General features: G+C 63.7%; 10 protein-coding genes and 1 pseudogene. 7 read left to right on the forward strand and 4 right to left on the reverse strand.

The window, feature by feature from the left end; translation table 11 throughout:
- Nucleotides 1-77 precede the first annotated feature (77 nt).
- Together gcvP and gcvT are read left to right on the forward strand one after the other, a co-directional pair.
- Nucleotides 78-2,975, forward strand: a complete 2,898-nt coding sequence (gene gcvP, locus RF638_RS12700) for an aminomethyl-transferring glycine dehydrogenase (RefSeq protein WP_368842162.1) — start codon at nucleotides 78-80, stop codon at nucleotides 2,973-2,975.
- Nucleotides 2,975-4,120, forward strand: a complete 1,146-nt coding sequence (gcvT, locus tag RF638_RS12705) for a glycine cleavage system aminomethyltransferase GcvT (RefSeq protein WP_095796562.1) — start codon at nucleotides 2,975-2,977, stop codon at nucleotides 4,118-4,120. The genes gcvP and gcvT overlap by 1 nt, the downstream gene beginning before the upstream one ends.
- Nucleotides 4,121-4,289: 169 nt before the next feature.
- Here the strand turns inward: gcvT and RF638_RS12710 are convergent, their stop codons facing one another.
- Together RF638_RS12710 and RF638_RS12715 are read right to left on the reverse strand one after the other, a co-directional pair.
- A complete protein-coding gene (locus RF638_RS12710; protein WP_095796665.1) occupies nucleotides 4,290-4,655 on the reverse strand; it encodes a CDGSH iron-sulfur domain-containing protein in 366 nt (121 codons plus the stop codon).
- A gap of 20 nt (nucleotides 4,656-4,675) precedes the next feature.
- On the reverse strand, nucleotides 4,676-5,725 hold the full coding sequence (locus RF638_RS12715; RefSeq protein WP_368842164.1) for an iron-containing redox enzyme family protein: 1,050 nt from the start codon (nucleotides 5,723-5,725) through the stop codon (nucleotides 4,676-4,678).
- A gap of 208 nt (nucleotides 5,726-5,933) precedes the next feature.
- Between RF638_RS12715 and RF638_RS12720 the strand changes: the two genes are divergently transcribed.
- The 5 genes from RF638_RS12720 (at nucleotide 5,934) to RF638_RS12740 (ending at nucleotide 17,310) form a co-directional block, all read left to right on the forward strand.
- Entirely contained in the window at nucleotides 5,934-6,677 is a 744-nt protein-coding gene (locus RF638_RS12720; RefSeq protein ID WP_368629389.1) for an MBL fold metallo-hydrolase, read from the forward strand.
- A 207-nt stretch (nucleotides 6,678-6,884) separates the two neighbouring features.
- On the forward strand, nucleotides 6,885-8,609 hold the full coding sequence (ctaD, locus tag RF638_RS12725; protein ID WP_095796565.1) for a cytochrome c oxidase subunit I: 1,725 nt from the start codon (nucleotides 6,885-6,887) through the stop codon (nucleotides 8,607-8,609).
- A gap of 306 nt (nucleotides 8,610-8,915) precedes the next feature.
- A complete protein-coding gene (rpoB, locus tag RF638_RS12730; protein ID WP_095796566.1) occupies nucleotides 8,916-12,425 on the forward strand; it encodes a DNA-directed RNA polymerase subunit beta in 3,510 nt (1,169 codons plus the stop codon).
- A gap of 64 nt (nucleotides 12,426-12,489) precedes the next feature.
- Nucleotides 12,490-16,380, forward strand: coding sequence for a DNA-directed RNA polymerase subunit beta' (locus tag RF638_RS12735; RefSeq protein WP_315279661.1), 3,891 nt, complete (start codon nucleotides 12,490-12,492; stop codon nucleotides 16,378-16,380).
- 168 nt (nucleotides 16,381-16,548) lie between these two features.
- Nucleotides 16,549-17,310 carry an IclR family transcriptional regulator gene (locus tag RF638_RS12740; protein ID WP_129701823.1) on the forward strand — a complete coding sequence of 254 codons (762 nt, stop codon included), beginning with the start codon at nucleotides 16,549-16,551 and terminating at the stop codon, nucleotides 17,308-17,310.
- Nucleotides 17,311-17,433: 123 nt separating this feature from the next.
- Here RF638_RS12740 and RF638_RS12745 read toward each other — a convergent pair.
- Nucleotides 17,434-18,312 (reverse strand): annotated as a pseudogene (locus RF638_RS12745) (HAD-IC family P-type ATPase); the annotation flags it as partial.
- A 154-nt stretch (nucleotides 18,313-18,466) separates the two neighbouring features.
- Nucleotides 18,467-19,409: IS1380 family transposase (locus RF638_RS12750; RefSeq protein WP_368842166.1), on the reverse strand; the 943-nt coding region annotated here is incomplete at its 5' end.

Here is a 19,409-nt window from a genome sequence, read left to right on the forward strand (position 1 = left end):
CTCTCAGGTTGATGTACAGAGCGGGGAGGAACTCACCGGGACTTAGCACGCCCTCAAGTAACCCAGGAGACCCTCACATGTCTTTCCTGCCCCGCCACATCGGCCCAGACGCCGATGACATCACCACCATGCTCAACGCCGTGGGCGTGGACAGCCTCGATCAGCTGATTGATCGGGCCGTCCCCGAGAGCATCCGATTCCGCGACACCTTGGACCTGCCTGCGCCCCTTGACGAGACCGAGGCGCTGGCGGCCATCCGCACCATCGCGGGCAAGAACACCGTGATGCGCCAGATGATCGGTCAGGGGTACTTCGACACGGTCACCCCCGCCGCGATCCGCCGCAACATTCTGGAGAACCCGGGCTTCTACACCTCGTACACCCCGTACCAGCCCGAAATTTCCCAGGGCCGCTTGGAACTGCTGCTTACGTTCCAGAACGCCGTGATCGACCTGACCGGCATGGACGTGGCCAATGCGTCCCTGCTGGACGAGTCCTCCGCCGTGGCCGAGGCCGTTCTGATGATGCGCCGCGCCAACCGCAAGTCCCGTAGCTCCCGTGTGATCGTTGACAGCCGTTCCCTTCCGCAGACGCTCGCCATTCTCACCGGCCGCGCTCGCGCCGCCGGCATCGAGCTGGTCATCGCGGACTTGGGCGCCGACGACGCCGCGGCCACCTTGGCCTCGGACGGAGACTTCTTCGGTGTGGTCGTCGCGCAGATCGGCGCGGACGGTGATGTCATCGATCCCAGCTCCGTGATCGAGGCTGCCCACGAGGCCGGTGCTCTGGCGACCGTGAGCACCGATCTGCTGGCCCTGACCATGCTGCAGAGCCCGGGTTCTGCCGGCGCCGATATTGCCGTAGGTTCCGCCCAGCGATTCGGTGTGCCGCTGTTCTACGGTGGTCCGCACGCCGCGTTCATGGCCACCCGCAAGGGCGTGGAGCGTTCGATGCCCGGTCGCATCGTGGGCGTGTCCACGGATTCCTCCGGTGCCCCCGCCTACCGTTTGGCCCTGCAGACCCGCGAGCAGCACATCCGCCGAGAGAAGGCGACCTCCAACATCTGCACCGCTCAGGCATTGCTGGCCATCGTGGCCGCCGCGTACGCCGTGTACCACGGTCCCGCAAAGCTGCGTGAGCTGGCCGAGCGCCTGCACGGGCTGGCCACGGTCTTCGCGGAGGGGCTGCGCGAGCGCGGTATTTCGGTCGCGCACGAGCGGTTCTTCGACACAGTGACGTTCACGGTAGAGGACAAGGCCGATGACATCTTGGCTGCTGCGGCACAGCGCGGCATCAACCTGCGCCGCGTGGACCAGGACACCGTGGGCGTGAGCTTCGGTGAGTCTCACACCGGCGAGGACGTCGAGGACGTGTTGGCAGCGGTGTCCGAGGCGTGCACCACCGGGGAGAACGTGGAGCGCAGCTCCGATCTCCTGGATGGTGTTCCAGAGGAGTGGCACCGCACGGACGAGTACATGACCCACCCGGTCTTCCACACGCACCGTTCCGAGACCTCGCTCATGCGTTGGCTGCGTCAGCTGGCAGACAAGGACCTGGCGCTGGACCGCACCATGATCCCGCTGGGTTCGTGCACCATGAAGCTCAACGCCGCTGCGGAGATGGAGCCCATTTCCTGGCCGGAGTTCGCCAACATCCATCCGCTGGCCCCACAGGACCAGGCACAGGGATGGCACGAGTTGATCGAGCAGCTCGAAGGCTGGCTCGCGGAGATCACCGGTTACGCAGCAGTGTCCGTGCAGCCCAACGCGGGTTCGCAGGGCGAGCTGGCCGGGCTGTTGGCCATCCGCCGCTACCAGGTCGACCGCGGGGAAACCCAGCGCAAGACCATCCTGATCCCGTCTTCCGCCCACGGAACCAATGCGGCATCGGCGGTTCTGGCGGACCTGAAGGTCGTGGTGGTCGCGACCGCAGCGGACGGTCTGATCGATCATGAGGACCTCAAGGCCAAGATCGAATCGGTGGGTGACGAGCTCGCGGGCATCATGGTCACCTACCCCTCGACCCACGGCGTGTACGACACGGACATCTCCATGGTTTGCGAGGCCATTCACGATGCCGGTGGCCAGGTGTACGTGGACGGCGCGAACCTCAATGCGTTGATGGGTCTGGCACGTCCGGGCCGGTTCGGCGGAGACGTCTCCCACCTGAACCTGCACAAGACCTTCTGCATCCCACACGGCGGTGGCGGGCCCGGCGTGGGTCCCGTGGCCGTGGCCGAGCATCTGGTGCCCTACCTGCCCGGTAACGCAGTGGAGGCCAAGCTCGACGAGCGCGGCGCGGGCTTCCCTGTCTCGCAGGCCCCCTTCGGTTCGGCCGGTGTTCTGCCGATCACGTGGATGTACATCGCCATGACCGGTGCCAAGGGGCTCACCGAGTCCACGCGCACGGCCGTGCTGAGCGCCAACTACATCTCCCGGTCGCTTTCGGACGTGTTCCCCACGCTGTACTCCGGCGACGGTGGACTGGTTGCCCACGAATGCATCCTGGACCTGCGTGCCATGACCAAGGCCTCCGGTGTGACCGCAGAGGACGTGTGCAAGCGACTGGTCGATTTCGGTTTCCACGCACCCACCCTGGCGTTCCCGGTGGCGGGCACACTCATGGTGGAGCCCACCGAGTCCGAGTCCCTAGAGGAACTGGATCGTTTCATCGAGGCCATGCGCACCATCCATGCCGAGATGCAGGAGATCGCCGACGGCAAGGTCGCGCTTGCGGATTCCGTGGTTCGCCATGCCCCACATACAGCCCAGGTGCTCACTGCCGACGAGTGGGATCGCTCGTACCCGCGCTCGCAGGCCGCTTACCCCGTGCCCTCGCTGCGTCGCCTCAAGTACTGGTCGCCCGTGGGTCGCGTGGACAACGCTGCCGGTGACCGTAACCTGGTGTGCTCGTGCCCGCCGATCGAGGCGTTCGACGCCGCCTACGCCGCCGCTGCTGCGGGGGAGGAGCACTGATGAGCGAGAAGAAAACAGCCCTGTACGACGCACACGAGGAACTGGGCGCCCGGTTCACCGACTTCGGCGGCTGGTCCATGCCCGTGCGCTACGCGAGTGACACCGCTGAGCACCACGCGGTGCGCCGCGGTGCCGGAATCTTCGACCTGTCCCACATGGGTGAGGTGGAGGTTTCCGGTCCGCAGGCCGGGGCGTTCCTGGACTTCGCGCTGGTGGGCGTGCTGTCCGCGATCTCCGTGGGCCGCGCCAAGTACTCGGTGATCGTGGACGCGGCCGGCCGCGTGCTCGACGACCTGATCACCTACCGGCTCGAGGAGAACCGCTACCTGGTGGTCCCCAACGCGGGCAACCAGGAAGTGGTCGTGCGTGAGCTGACCGCTCGCGCCGAGGGTTTCGACGTCGCTGTGACCGACCAGGGTGCCGAGACCTCCTTGATCGCCGTGCAAGGTCCCCGCGCTCTCGAGGTGCTCAAGGCCACGGACCTGGACCCGAGCGACGTCGTCGAAAATCTCAAGTACTACGCCGCCGCTTCCGCTCGCTGTGCGGGCGTGGAGGTTCTGGCCGCTCGAACCGGTTACACCGGCGAGGACGGTTTCGAGCTGTACTGCAGCAACCAGGACGCCCCGGCGCTGTGGTCCGCGCTCCTGAAGACTGCGGAGAAGCTGTCCACCGAGGACGCTCCCGTGTCTGCGGCCGGACTGGCCGCGCGTGACTCGCTGCGGCTCGAGGCCGGTATGCCGCTGTACGGACACGAACTGTCGACCGAGATCACCCCGGCCGAGGCCGGCTTGGGCAAACTTGTGGAGATCGCGCTGCGCAAGAAGGGTGAAGCGGGCACGGACACGGTGGGCCGTGAGGCGCTCGCGGCCGTGGTCGAGTCCGATCCCGAGCGCACCCTGGTGGGTCTGGAAGGTGTGGGCCGCAAGCCCATTCGCGCCGACTACACCGTGGTCTCGGGCGGGGAGACGGTGGGGGTTGTCACCAGTGGACTGCCCTCGCCAACGCTGGGCAAGCCCATTGCCATGGCCCTTGTGGCCACGGACGCGCTGGGCCGGATCGCCGACGGCGACGTGAGCGTTCAAGACGCCCGCGGCCGTGACATTGAGGTCAAGCAGACCGACATGCCGTTCTACAAGCGCGGCTGACCGGCGCTTCAGACGTTCCGTTCAGCAAACGCTGTCACGACAACGGGCCGGATACCTCGTTCGAGGTATCCGGCCCGTTGAGTCCTTCGAGGTCAGTGCTGGTTTCGGAAGGCACGCTCTTGGCGTGTCGATGTCTACCGGAACGCGGGAGCTTTCGGGGTCGGTTTGGTCAGTCCCGGTCCTTGCGCGGCATGAACGCGCGAACCTTGGCCAGCTTGTGGGAACCGTCGCAGTGCGGGGCGATGCTGGTCATCCCACACCGGCACAGGGCAATGACCTTGCGTTCGGGCGGTAGCGGTTCCGCACCGGGCTCCGCAGCCATCAGGAAATCCCCGCGCACCAACAGGGGACCCTTGGTGCATACGGTGATCACGGGCGATTCGGCAGAGCCTGGCGCCGGCCGGGGTTCCGCAGAAGCATCGGTCTCGGACAGCTCCGTTGCATCCCTGAGATCGTTCTGCGTGCGGGACAGTGGTTGCGACTCGCGGGGGACGGAACGATCGGGCAGCGCCCCCTCGTTGTGGGGGTGCGGCATGTCGTCGGTCCTGTCCGCGCTCATACCCGGGGTTCCGGGGTGAGCAGCGAAGACCGGCCCGAGGACCATGCCTCCAGCATGTGATCACCCGCGCGTCCGTCCACGTAGAGGCACGCGGCGGCCCCGAAGAAGATATCCTCGGTCAGCCGAGGTTCGTCATCGACGAGGTTGCCCACGAGGTCTCGGGCGGCCAACTGTTCGTGCACGGCGTCGGCCTCGACGTGTTCGTCGAAGTACCAGGTAACGTCCTGGCCGTAGCCACGCTTGCGGAACGCGTTGCCGTAGTGCTTGTTGGGGATCGTCGAAGTCATTTCGAAGGCCGCAAGGTGCCCCACATTGGCCCCGCGCAAGCGGCGGTGGAGACCGAACATGCTGATGAGGTTGGTCGAGGCCAAGGTGCTCGCCGGTACCACGTCCAAATAGACATCAGGGGTGTCGTCCAAGCCGAAGTTGCGCATGGTGCGGGCAAAGATTTCCGAGTGCACCTTGTCCGGGTGACCGCCACCGTATTCGTCGGCCTGGATCTCGACCATGGCAGCCTTGGCGCGTCCCTGGAGCTTGGGGATGGACCACGTGTGCGGATCCGCCTCGCGCAGCGTGTAGATGGAACGCTGAATCAGGAACTCCCGAAGCAAGTCCTCGGTGGCGTTCTTGGCCAGCCACATGGCGGTGCCCGGCTTGGCGGCAGGTTGAGTCATCTCGAAAAGCATTTCCGCGGCGGCCTTGCCGTCACGGGGGAGCGGGGAGGGTAGTTCGACCTCGGCTCGCAGTTGTGCTTCGAAGCGTTCCTCGATGGATGAGCGAATACGGATCAGGTCCGGGTCCCACTCCCATTCGCCGCGCACGAACTCGGCCGGGCCGTAGTGCAGCAGGTACAGCAGGAAGAGGGAGAGCTGAAGGTCTTCGTCGGTCTTGATGTCGTGGCACTCGTCCAGCGCCCGTTCGACTGCGGCACCCAGTTCGAGCTTCGCTTCGGGGGATGGGTGCCCGTTGGTCAATAGGGCGATCAGCGCCGAGCTCGCAAGCCCTCGGGCAGTGGGGGCCTCGGTTCTTTCCTTGAGTGTGGTCACCGGTCTCAACTTTCTGTCACTCGCAGCATCCTGCGTGTATACATGGACCCAACAGTGTGGCCCACCATGCGTGACACCGCAGAGGACGGACCGTAATCTACTATAAGGCGGCTTAGCTTGGGTGGGTCGTCCACTACCAGTATGTGGTCCGAACCTTGTTCCGGGCGAGTATGCCCGTTCATGGGTTACGGGCTGGGAGGGAAGAAACGTGTTCCTGAAGAATGTGGCCCCCGGAATCCATTTGATCCAGAGTCATAACGTCAACTGCTATCTGCTCGAGGACGATCAGGGACTCACCCTGGTGGACGCGGGTCTTCCGAGGGTCTGGAACGAACTGGGGCATGCGATCCGTGAACTCGGGCGAGCACCCGCAGACCTCAAGGCATTAGTGCTGACACACGCCCATTTCGACCACGTGGGAGTGGCCGCCAAACTCGTTGAGCGTCTCGATATTCCGGTGTATGCCCACCACCAGGAAGTAACCCTGGCCGCGCACCCCTACCGTTACGCGCATGAGAATCCGGCCGCGGCGTATCCCTTGCGACACCCTCGGGCCATCCCGGTGCTGCTGTCCATGGTGTTCGGGGGCGCGGCAGCGGTGAAGGGGGTGACGGTCTCACAGCCGCTCGAAGCGGGGCAGGAGGTTCCTGTTCCGGGGCGTCCCAGGGTGGTCCTCTCTGCCGGCCACACGTACGGGCACTGCGCCCTGCACATGCCCCAATCCGACGCGCTGATTACCGGTGACGCGCTCGTCACGCTGGATCCGTACACTGCGCTCACCGGGCCTCGAATTGTGGCAAAGGCGGCGACCGCGGACAGCGCCATGGCCATGGAATCACTGCGCGCCTTGGCGCAGACCGGCGCCACGGTGGTGCTTCCGGGGCATGGGGACCCGTGGCTGCGAGGGGTTGAGCAGGCGGCCGATGAGGCGCGCCGCAGGGGAGTTGCTTAGCGGCCGGGTGAACCGGACGTGGCCAGGACGGTGGTCTGCATGATGGTAGTTAATGGGCGAATCATTAAAGCAGCAAGAAACTAATGAGTAGGCATACCATTTGCGATGGCCACCGCGTAGCGTGGACTGACACGGGCCCCTTCTCGTCTCATCGTCTCGGAGAAGTCGCTCCTGCACCAGAGCTGAACCGCTCGGTTAGGACATGTCATGGCCATCCACGCGTACACGGCAACCGAACGCCGCCAGCGAGTCGAAGCACCCGCGGTGCCCCGGTCCAAGGGCCGGATGATCGTCGGCTGGCTCACCTCGACCGATCACAAGACGATCGGATACATGTATCTGATCTCGTCATTCGCCTTCTTCTGTGTGGGCGGTGTGATGGCACTGTTGATCCGCGCCGAACTCTTCGATCCCGGTCTGCAGATCCTGGAGACCAAGGAGCAGTACAACCAGCTGTTCACCATGCACGGCACCTTGATGTTGCTGATGTTCGGAACACCGCTGTTCATCGGCTTCGCCAACGTGTTGGTGCCCATTCAACTCGGCTCCCCTGATGTCGCGTTCCCCCGGCTCAACGCGCTAGCGTTCTGGTTCTTCCTGTTCGGGTCCCTCGTGGCAATGGCCGGGTTCGTCACTCCGCAGGGTGCGGCGTCCTTCGGATGGTTTGCGTACGCCCCGCTCAATGACACGACCTTCAGCCCTGGTGTGGGTGGAGACCTGTGGTTATTCGGGCTGGCACTGCAGGGCTTCGGCACCATCTTGGGCGGCGTCAACTTCATCACCACGATCCTCTGCATGCGCGCTCCTGGGATGACCATGTGGCGCATGCCCATCTTCACGTGGAACATCCTGCTGACGTCCATGCTCGTGATCATGGCGTTCCCACCGCTCGCCGCCGCGCTGTTTGCGCTGGGTATGGACCGGCGCATGGGAGGACACATCTTCGATCCGGAGAACGGCGGCGCCATCCTGTGGCAACACTTGTTCTGGTTCTTCGGTCACCCCGAGGTGTACATCATCGCCCTGCCGTTCTTCGGCATCGTGTCCGAAATCATTCCGGTCTTCTCCCGGAAACCGATTTTCGGGTACAAGGGTCTGGTCTTCGCGACCATCGCGATCGCCGCGCTGTCCATCACGGTGTGGGCCCACCACATGTTCGTCACCGGAGCGGTGGCGCTGAGTTTCTTCGCGTTCATGTCCATGATGATTGCGGTGCCAACCGGTGTGAAGTTCTTCAATTGGATCGGCACGATGTGGCAAGGCTCGGTGACGTTCGAGACGCCCATGCTGTGGGCCCTCGGTTTCCTCTTCACGTTCCTCTTCGGAGGGCTCACGGGCATCATCCTGGCCACGCCCGCCCTGGATTTTCACGTATCTGACACGTACTTCGTGGTCGCGCACTTCCACTACGTGGTGTTCGGCACCGTGGTGTTCTCCATGTTCGCTGGCTTCTACTTCTGGTGGCCCAAGTTCACCGGCAAGATGCTCAACGAGCGGCTGGGTAAGGTCCACTTCTGGATGCTGTTCATCGGCTTCCACATGACCTTCCTCATCCAGCACTGGGTGGGGGTCAGTGGTATGCCCCGCAGGTACGCGGACTACCTGCCGGAGGACGGGTTCACGTGGATGAATCAACTCTCGACCGCCGGAGCCATGCTGTTGGGGCTGTCCATGATTCCGTTCTTCTGGAACGTGTACGTCACCCACCGGCACGCCAAGAAAGTGGAGGTGGACGACCCTTGGGGCTTCGGCTGTTCGTTGGAATGGGCCACGTCCTGCCCGCCACCGCGCCACAACTTTGCATCCTTGCCCCGCATTCGCTCCGAACGGCCCGCCCTGGATTTACATCATCCGGAGTTGGCGGCCTTTGCCAGTCAACAGTTCGACGCCGGGAAACCGGTGGCCGGGGGTGTCGGAACACGCGGCAGTTGATGACCCCGGCCGCGAAACCCGGCCGAGCGGCGTCGTCGTCCTGGGTGGGGGTTCGGCACGGAAGGGGAGGTCGGAAACCGGAGGGGCGGGGTATCTTACGACGAGTTGTCCCGTCCGTCCACTACGGGTCTGGACAAAGTGGAAAAAAAGTCCTAGACTGATAGCTTGCGTTGTCCCTTATACATGCGTGCCTTCATATAGCGGTGGGCGCCACCGGGGCGTGTTGCGCAATCAGCCAACACCGGCCCCCAATTCTCATCTCGGGAACCTCGCGAATTCACTGCATGTCTGTGGAAGGATCACATCTTGGTCGCCTCGAGCACCGATTCGAACGTCACCGCCAATCACCCCACGAGCGATAACATTCCTCGCCGAATTTCCTTCGCAAAGATCCACGAGCCGCTGGACGTCCCCAACCTGCTTGCACTTCAGACGGACAGCTTTGACCGTCTGGTGGGCAACGAGCGTTGGCAGGCCCGTTTGGCACAGGCCCAGGAGACCGGCGAAACCGGCGTGGCCACCACGTCCGGCCTGTCGGACATCTTCGAAGAGATCTCCCCCATCGAGGACTTCCAGGGCACCATGTCCCTGTCGTTCTCCGAGCCGGAGTTCTACGACCCCAAATACACCATGGACGAGTGCAAGGACCGTGACGCCACCTATTCGGCGCCGCTGTACGTCAAGGCCGAGTTCATGAACAACACCACCGGTGAGATCAAGCAGCAGACCGTGTTCATGGGCGATTTCCCGCTCATGACCGAAAAGGGAACCTTTGTGATCAATGGTTCCGAGCGCGTGGTCGTCTCTCAGCTGGTGCGTTCCCCCGGTGCTTACTTCGAAAAGGGCCAGGACCGCACCTCGGACAAGGACATCTTCTCCGCGAAGATCATCCCGTCCCGCGGCGCATGGTTCGAGCTCGAGATCGACAAGCGCGATCAGGTGGGCGTTCGCCTGGACCGCAAGCGTAAGCAGTCCGTGACCGTTCTGCTCAAGGCACTGGGCTGGACCGAATCCAAGATCCTCGAGGAGTTCGGCGAGTACGACTCGATCCGCGCAACCCTCGAGAAAGACACCACCGAAACCCGCGAGGATGCCCTGCTGGACATCTACCGCAAGCTGCGTCCGGGAGAGCCGCCCACGGTTGATGCTGCCCAGTCCCTGCTGGACAACATGTACTTCAACCCCAAGCGCTACGACTTGGCCAAGGTGGGTCGCTACAAGATCAACCGCAAGCTGGGTCTGGACAAGGCCTTCACGGATGCGGACGCTTCCGTGCTGTCCGTGGACGACATCGTGGCCATGATTCGTTACCTGGTCACCCTGCACGCCGGTGGCAGCACCATGGAGGGTGTCCGCGACGGGGAGCCGCGCGAAATTCACGTTGACGTGGACGACATCGACCACTTCGGTAACCGTCGCATCCGCGCGGTGGGCGAGCTCATCGAGAACCAGATCCGCACGGGCCTGTCCCGTATGGAGCGCGTGGTTCGCGAGCGCATGACCACTCAGGACGTCGAGGCCATCACGCCCCAGACCCTGATCAACATCCGTCCCGTTGTTGCCGCCATCAAGGAGTTCTTCGGAACCTCCCAGCTGTCGCAGTTCATGGACCAGAACAACCCGCTGGCCGGTCTGACGCACAAGCGTCGCCTCTCCGCGCTGGGCCCGGGTGGTCTGTCCCGTGACCGCGCCGGCATGGAAGTCCGTGACGTGCACCCCTCGCACTACGGCCGGATGTGCCCGATTGAAACCCCTGAGGGTTCCAACATCGGTCTGATCGGTTCGTTGGCGACCTACGCGCGCATCAACCCGTTCGGCTTCATCGAGACCCCTTACCGCAAGGTGGTCAACGGTGTGGTCACGGACGAGGTCAGCTACTTGACCGCGGACGACGAGCGTGGCGTGACCATCGCGCAGGCCAACGCACCGTTGACCGAGGACGGTCACTTCGCCGAGGACGCCGTTCTGGCACGTGCCGCTGACGGTTCCGGTGAAGCCGTGCTGGTCGAGCCTTCGGACGTCGAGTTCATGGACGTGTCCCCGCGCCAGATGGTGTCGGTGGCCACCGCCCTGATTCCGTACCTCGAGCACGACGACGCCAACCGCGCGTTGATGGGTGCCAACATGCAGCGTCAGGCTGTGCCGCTGTTGGTCTCGGAAGCACCGCTGGTCGGTACCGGTATGGAGCGCTACGCCGCTATGGACGCCGGCGACTCCGTTCTGGCCATCAAGCCGGGTGTGGTCGAAGAGGTCTCCGCCGATCAGGTGAAGGTTCTCAACGACGACGGCACCACCAAGCTCTACCCGATCAACAAGTTCGTTCGTTCGAACCCGGGTAACACCTACAACCAGCGCGTGATCGTCTCCGAGGGCGAGCGGATCGAGGACCGTACGGTCATCGCCGACGGCCCCTCGACCGACCAGGGCGAGCTGGCACTGGGTAAGAACCTGCTGGTTGCCTACATGTCCTGGGAAGGCCTCAACTACGAGGATGCGATCATCCTCTCCCAGCGCATGGTCTCCGAGGACGTTCTGACCTCGATTCACATCGAGGAGCACGAGATCGATGCCCGCGACACCAAACTCGGTGCCGAGGAAATCACCCGTGACATCCCCAACGTGTCCGAGGAAGTGCTCTCCGCCCTGGACGAGCGCGGCATCATCCACATCGGTGCCGAGGTTCAGGCCGGTGACATCCTGGTGGGCAAGGTGACCCCCAAGGGTGAGACCGAGTTGACCCCGGAGGAGCGCCTGCTGCGCGCCATCTTCGGTGAGAAGTCCCGCGAAGTGCGTGACACCTCCCTGAAGGTGCCCCACGGCGAGTCCGGCACCGTGATCGGCGTCCGCGTGTTCGATCGCGACGACGAGGACGACGACCTGCCCGCCGGCGTGAACCAGGTGGTTCGCGTGTACGTGGCCCAGAAGCGCAAGATCACCGACGGCGACAAGCTCGCCGGTCGTCACGGTAACAAGGGTGTGATCTCCAAGATCCTGCCCATGGAGGACATGCCGTTCCTTGCGGACGGTACCCCCGTTGACGTGATCCTGAACCCGCTGGGTGTGCCCGGCCGTATGAACCTGGGCCAGGTGCTCGAGGTTCACACCGGTTGGCTCGCCAAGCAGGGCTGGAACATCGAGGGCAATCCCGAGTGGTTGGACCGCCTGTCCAACTTCCCCAAGAGCTCCGGCCCCACCAACGTGGCCACCCCGGTGTTCGACGGCGCTAGCGAGGACGAGATCTTCGACCTGTTGGATCACACCAACCCGACCCGCGACGGCGATCGTCTGATCGACCGCAGCGGCAAGGCTCGGTTGTTCGACGGTCGTTCCGGCCAGCCGTTCCCGGACCCCGTGTCCGTGGGTTACCAGTACATCTTGAAGCTCCACCACTTGGTGGATGACAAGATCCACGCTCGTTCCACCGGTCCGTACTCCATGATCACCCAGCAGCCGCTGGGCGGTAAGGCTCAGTTCGGTGGTCAGCGCTTCGGTGAGATGGAGGTGTGGGCGCTGGAAGCGTACGGCGCCGCGTACACCCTTCAGGAACTGCTCACGGTCAAGTCGGACGATGTCCACGGTCGCGTCAAGGTGTACGAAGCCATCGTCAAGGGCGAGAACATTCCGGAACCGGGTGTGCCCGAATCCTTCAAGGTGCTCATCAAGGAAATGCAGTCGTTGTGCCTGAATGTCGAGGTCCTCTCGGCGGACGGCAACGCAGTGGAAATGCGTGATTCCGAAGATGACAGCTTCCGTGCAGCCGACGAGCTCGGCATTGACCTTTCGCACTCCGAGCCAAGCTCGGTCGAAGAGGTCTGATTCCCCACTCGTAATCGGTAAGCACGAACAACTTCAGGATTTTTAGAAAGAGGGACAGGACCTTATGTCCAACGATTCTTCACTAGGCCTCATGCGTATTGGCCTGGCCACCGCGGACCAGATTCGTAGCTGGTCGTACGGCGAGGTCAAGAAGCCCGAAACCATCAACTACCGCACGCTCAAGCCCGAGAAGGACGGCTTGTTCTGTGAGAAGATCTTCGGCCCCACCCGGGACTGGGAGTGCTACTGCGGTAAGTACAAGCGTGTCCGTTACAAGGGCATCATCTGTGAGCGTTGCGGCGTCGAGGTGACTCGCGCCAAGGTGCGTCGTGAGCGGATGGGCCATATCGAGTTGGCCGCACCGGTCACTCACATCTGGTACTTCAAGGGCGTTCCGTCGCGCTTGGGTTACCTGCTGGATCTGGCTCCGAAGGACCTCGAAAAGGTCATCTATTTCGCTGCCTACATGATCACCTCCGTGGATGAGCAGGCTCGTCACGACGACCTGCCCAACCTGCAGGCTGCCATCGACCGCGAGAAGAAGCAGATGGAGGACACCCGCGACGCAGACATCGCTGCGATCGCTCGTGACCTCGAGACCGAGCTGGCTCGTGTCGAGGAAGAGGGCGGCAAGGCCGCCGAGAAGCGCAAGCTGCGTGACTCCGCCGATCGTCAGATGGCCAACGTGCGTAAGCGCGCTGACCGCGAGATCGATCACATCGAAAAGGTGTGGGACCGTTTCAAGAACCTCAAGGTCAACGACCTCGAGGGTGACGAGGCCCTGTACCGCCAGATGGTGGATCGCTACGGCATGTACTTCGAGGGCTCCATGGGTGCCGAGGCCATCAAGAAGCGTCTGGAGACCTTCGACCTGGCTGCGGAAGCCGAGTCTCTCAAGGAGACCATTGCCACGGGTAAGGGTCAGCGTAAGACTCGTGCCCTGAAGCGCCTCAAGGTCGTCAACGCGTTCCTGACCACCGACAACTCCCCGTTGGGTATGGTCCTGGATGCCGTTCCGGTGATTCCGCCGGAGTTGCGTCCCATGGTTCAGCTCGACGGTGGCCGTTTCGCCACCTCGGACCTCAACGACCTGTACCGTCGCGTGATCAACCGCAACAACCGTTTGAAGCGTCTGCTGGATCTTGGTGCTCCTGAGATCATCGTGAACAACGAGAAGCGCATGCTCCAGGAAGCTGTTGACTCGCTGTTCGACAACGGCCGTCGCGGCCGCCCCGTCACCGGACCGGGTAACCGTGCCCTCAAGTCGCTGTCCGACATGCTGAAGGGTAAGCAGGGTCGTTTCCGTCAGAACCTGTTGGGTAAGCGTGTGGACTACTCGGGCCGTTCGGTCATCGTGGTGGGTCCGCAGCTCAAGTTGCACCAGTGTGGTCTGCCCAAGCAGATGGCGTTGGAGTTGTTCAAGCCCTTCGTGATGAAGCGCCTGGTTGACCTCAACCACGCTCAGAACATCAAGTCCGCCAAGCGCATGGTGGAGCGTTACCGCCCGCAGGTGTGGGATGTCCTCGAAGAGGTCATCACCGAGCACCCGGTTCTGCTGAACCGTGCTCCCACCCTGCACCGTCTGGGTATTCAGGCGTTCGAGCCGCAGCTGGTCGAAGGTAAGGCCATTCAGCTGCATCCGCTCGTGTGTGGTGCGTTCAACGCTGACTTCGATGGTGACCAGATGGCAGTGCACCTGCCGCTGTCGCCGGAGGCTCAGGCCGAGGCTCGCGTCCTGATGTTGTCCTCGAACAACATCTTGAAGCCCTCGGACGGTAAGCCGATCGCCCTGCCTTCGCAGGACATGATCATCGGTCTGTACCACCTGACCACCGTTCGTGACGGCTGGGCCGGTGAAGGCAACAGCTACTCATCGGTGGCCGAAGCCATCATGGCCTACGACTCCGGCGAGCTGCACCTGAACTCCAAGGTCAAGATCGAGCTTGAGAACTTCGTGCCGTACGCCGGTTGGGAGGCTCCCGAAGGTTGGGAACCCGGCCAGCCCGCCCTCGTCGAGACCACCCTGGGTCGCGTGCTCTTCAACGAAACGCTGCCCGAGGATTACCCGTGGGACGAGAACGTCGCCGACAAGAAGCACCTGTCGTCGTTGGTCAACGATCTTGCCGAGCGTTACCCCATGACCCAGGTGGCTCACACCTTGGATCTGCTCAAGGACGCCGGTTTCCACTGGGCATCCCGTTCGGGTGTGACCGTGGCGATCTCGGACATCGCGACTCCGCCGGAGAAGCCCGCCATCATGGAGGGCTACGAGGCTCAGGCTGCGAAGATCCAAGGCCAGTACGACAAGGGCCTGATCGATGACGACGAACGTCGTTCCGAATTGATCGACATCTGGTCCAAGGCAACCGATGAGGTCGCCGAGGCCATGCGTAACAACCTGACCGCGAGCAACACCATCAACCGCATGGTGTCCTCGGGTGCACGTGGTAACTGGATGCAGGTCCGTCAGATCGCGGGTATCCGTGGTCTGGTGGCCAACCCCAAGGGCGAGATCATGCCCCGTCCGATCAAGTCCTCCTACCGCGAGGGCCTGTCGGTTCTGGAGTACTTCATCGCTACCCACGGCGCTCGTAAGGGCCTGGCCGATACCGCGCTGCGTACCGCCAACTCGGGTTACCTGACCCGTCGTCTGGTCGACGTTTCGCAGGATGTCATCGTTCGCGAGGCGGACTGCCAGACCAGCCGTGGTCTGGTGCTGCCCGTCTCGGAGACCGACGAGTCCGGTGTGCGTTCGTTGCACGAGGACGTCGAGAACACCGTGCACGGTCGTGTGCTGGCTACGGACGTGGTCGACGCCAACGGCGAGATCGTGGCCGAGGCCGGACAGGACATGTCCGACGCCCTGATCAATAAGCTGTTCACCGCCGGTATCGACGAGGTCCGCGTGCGCTCCGTGCTCACGTGTGAGTCCGCCGTGGGTGTGTGTGCTGCTTGCTACGGTCGCTCCTTGGCCACCAACCAGTTGGTGGACATCGGCGAGGCCGTGGGCATCGTGGCTGCGCAGTCGATTGGTGAGCCCGGTACTCAGCTGACCATGCGTACCTTCCACACCGGTGGTGTTGCCTCCTCGGACGGTGACATCACCCAGGGTCTGCCCCGTATTCAGGAGCTCTTCGAGGCGCGTACCCCCAAGGGTGTCGCCCCGATCTCCGAGGTGGCCGGCCGCGTGCGCATCGAGGACACCGACAAGTCCCTCAAGATCGTTATTGTCCCGGACAACGGCGACGAGGAATTTGCCTACCCGGTGCTGCGTCGCGCCAAGTTGCTCGTGCACGACGGTGATTCCGTGGTGGTCGGTCAGCAGCTCGTGACCGGTGCGGTTGACCCCAAGGAGGTGCTGCGTATTCGCGGTCCTCGTGAGGCTCAGAAGCACCTGGTGGACGAGGTCCAGGGCGTGTACCGCTCCCAGGGTGTGGGCATCCACGACAAGCACGTGGAGGTCATCGTCCGTCAGATGCTGCGGCGCGTGACCATCATCGAGTCCGGCGACACCGCGTTGCTGCCGGGTGAGCTGGTGGACAGCGTGCGCTTCCTGGAGGCCAACCGCGGTGAGGTGGCCGAGGGCAAGCGTCCCGCAGCGGGCCGTCCGGAGCTCATGGGTATCACCAAGGCTTCGTTGGCGACCGACTCGTGGCTGTCCGCCGCGTCCTTCCAGGAGACCACCCGCGTTCTGACGCAGGCGGCCATGGAAGGTAAGTCGGATCCGCTGCTGGGTCTGAAGGAGAACGTGATCATCGGTAAGCTCATCCCGGCCGGTACCGGCCTGGCACGTTACAACAACGTTGACGTGGAGCCCACCGAAGAGGCCAAGGCCTCGATGTTCACCGATCCTTCCGCGTTCGCTGACTTCAGCTACGCCGAGGAGAACTCGGGTGCGTTGGGTTCGGAGTTCCAGGCCATCCCGTTGGATGACTACGACTTCGGCACCAACTGATCACACGACGCGGTAGCTGAGCTGCCGTAGTTCGTTCGACCGAAGGCCGGTCCCCAAGGATGTGGGGGCCGGCCTTCGGCGTTGTCCGGGAGACTACGCTGGGTACAGGTAATTCTGGTGGTGGTACTGGCACGGGCAGGGCCCGCTTTGGCGGGGCAGGAGGGCGACATGGCGAATTCGACGTCGGGTGATTCGGTTCTCGCTCGCGTGGAACGGATTCTGGCGGCGTTCGGTTCAGAGACCCCGGTGTTGCAGCTCAAGGACATCGCCAGTTCTGCTCAGCTCCCCACGTCCACTGCACACCGTTTATTGACAGATATGAAGCAGATCGGCTGGATCGAGTCCGCCCGCGGGCAGGGCTATCGGGTGGGGACCCGGTTGTGGGAACTGGCCTCCCGGGCCGCATTGGCAGAGGACCTGGCGTCGGTTGCCATCCCGTTCATGTCGGACGTCCACGCGGTGCTTCGACAGCACGTGCACGTGGGAGTCGTGGAAGGCGACGACGTTCTGTTCGCCGAGCGGATCCTCGGCAAGAAGTCGGATGTGCCGCTGCGCTCGAACGTGGCGGGCAGGTTACCCCTGCACCAATCGGCGGCGGGGCTGGTGCTGATGTCCCAATACTCGGAGTCTTTCGTCACGGAATATTGCCAGCGGGTGCGCGACGACAGTTTTCCCGAGGGGATTCCTACGGATCGTCTGATGACTGACCTGCGCCGTTTCGCGCAACGCGGTTATGCCCTGCAACGCGGTCGAATTGACCAGGAAACCGGTGGTATCTCGGTGCCGGTACGGGTGCCACAGTGGCACCGCCCGGTGGCGCTGGGCGTGGTCATGGCGCTCGAGGATATGGGCCCGGCAGAAGTGCCCGGCGTCGTGCAAACGTTAAGGGTTGCCTCGCGCGGAATCTCCCGTGCCATGGGCGCACTGTAACAACTGTCAAAGGTTGTCCTTTGTAGCAGAAACCTTTGCCGCGTCCTGGATGAATGTCTGTGCGTCCACAGCCGCCGCATATTGAGCGGACGTGAGGGAAGGGTCCGAAGCCCGACCTCATGTCTACCGGCTGTGGAGCATGTGATCAGTGCTAACTTCCGGGGCCAGGTTGAGACGGCGCAGTAATTGAGCATTGAGTGCCACGACGACTGTCGATGCGGACATGAGGATTGCGCCGATGCTCATGGGCAGAACGAACCCGATCGGAGCCAGGATGCCCGCGGCGAGAGGTACGGAGATCAAGTTGTACCCGGCAGCCCACCAGAGGTTTTGCTTCATCTTCCGAAAGCTCGCACGCGAAAGTTCTAACACCGAGAGCACCGAACGGGGGTCGGAGCTAGCCAGGATGACTCCGGCCGATCCGATGGCGACATCCGTGCCCGCGCCGATGGCGATGCCGACGTCGGCCTGGGCCAGCGCAGGAGCATCGTTGACTCCGTCGCCGACCATCGCAACCTTGCGGCCCTCGCCTTGGAGCTCCGCGACCTTCATGGCTTTGTCCTCGGGGTGCACGCCGGCGAAGACACGGTTGATACCAAGCTCGTCGGCAACCGCTTGAGCCACGGCCTCTGCATCGCCGGTGATCATGACGACCTGAACGCCCTGAGCGTGGAGAGCGTCAACGGCGTCGCGTGACTCGGTGCGGATTGCGTCGGCGAGACGCAAAGCACCGATCACCTGACCGTCGGAAATGACGTGGAGGATGATCGCACCCTCATTTCGCCATTGCGCTGAGATGGGTAACTCCTTGAAGGAGCGCTGCTCAAGAAGGTACGGGCCCCCAACTTCGATGACCATGTTGTCGACGGTGGCCCTAACCCCGATGGCTGGGGAGGACGTGAAGTTCCTGGCTCGAGGTGGTTCCAGACCGCGTTGCTGGGCTGCATGGGTAATGGCACGAGCGAGGGGGTGTTCACTGTCGGACTCGGCCGCTGCCGCTAAGCCTCGATCCACCGACTCAGGTTAGGGCCGGCGGCCGATATCCCGGATCGGCACTGAGCCGTTTTTTGGCGTGACGTGGTGGCCGGCCTCGCTACCGGTGGTGTTCCACTGATGTTCTTTCGGTTGTGCCGATGCCCGGCGGGTGGTCGGGTGGTTATGCCGGTTGCGGTGGCGGGTGGACGGCGGTGAAGAGCCGCTCGAATCCCTGTTGCCAGGGCCATGCCTGGGGCAGGCGGATGCGGATCCTGCGGGCGCTGGAGGCGATCCGGGCTGGCAGATTCACGAGCCTGGCCCGGATGGTCCCGGTCCGGGCCCGGGCGAACTCTCCGGCAGCGAGGATCCCGGCGGTGCGGGTGAGGTTGTAGGCCATCACCGCGCAGACCAGCCAGGCGCCGTTGGCCCCGAAACGGCCGGAGGGCAGGTGGGCCAGGGCGCTGTCCTTCAAATCGGCGTTGACCTGCTCGATGACCGCGTGGCCCCGGTGGGTCTGGTCCGCGGTCACCGTGTCCAGCACCTCCGGGTCGGTGGTGGTGAAGAAGGCGTGGAACCGGTGGGTGTCGAACAGTGTCGGCTGGTCCGTGTCCTGGGGGTTCAGCTCGGGGATTCGGCGCACCACCAGTCGACCGGGGACCCGTTCGGTTTTCTTCCTTGAGGTGAACGCGGTGAAGGGGACCTCGGCCACCTCCGCCTTGGAGATCCACGTGCCGGTGTCCTCGTCGAAGATCGCCTGCGGGTACCTGATGCCGGTCCACGCTTTCTCGTCGATGCCGGCGATAGCGGCCTTGACGGCCTTGTCCATCTTCACGGTCACCGACACCTCCGCCCCGGCGGTGAGCGCGGCGGCCACGGTGGCATGCCCATAGAAAGCGGAGTCGGCCCGGACCAGCACCCGGGCGCCGGCCGCCGGCACCAATCGCTTGAGGATGGCCAGCGAATCCCCGACCAGCCTCGAGGCCCCGCGCGGGGAGCCGACCGAACCGCGGCGCAGCCGCTGACCCAGGATCACCGGGGCCGCGGTCTGGGTGCTGGCGGTGGCCAACAGGGCGTTGAGCCCACGGACCCCGGAGTACCCGTACCCGGAACCCTGCTTCTGGTAG

The sequence above is a fragment of the Kocuria sp. CPCC 205235 genome, from assembly GCF_040980905.1.
Classification (GTDB): domain Bacteria; phylum Actinomycetota; class Actinomycetes; order Actinomycetales; family Micrococcaceae; genus Kocuria; species Kocuria carniphila.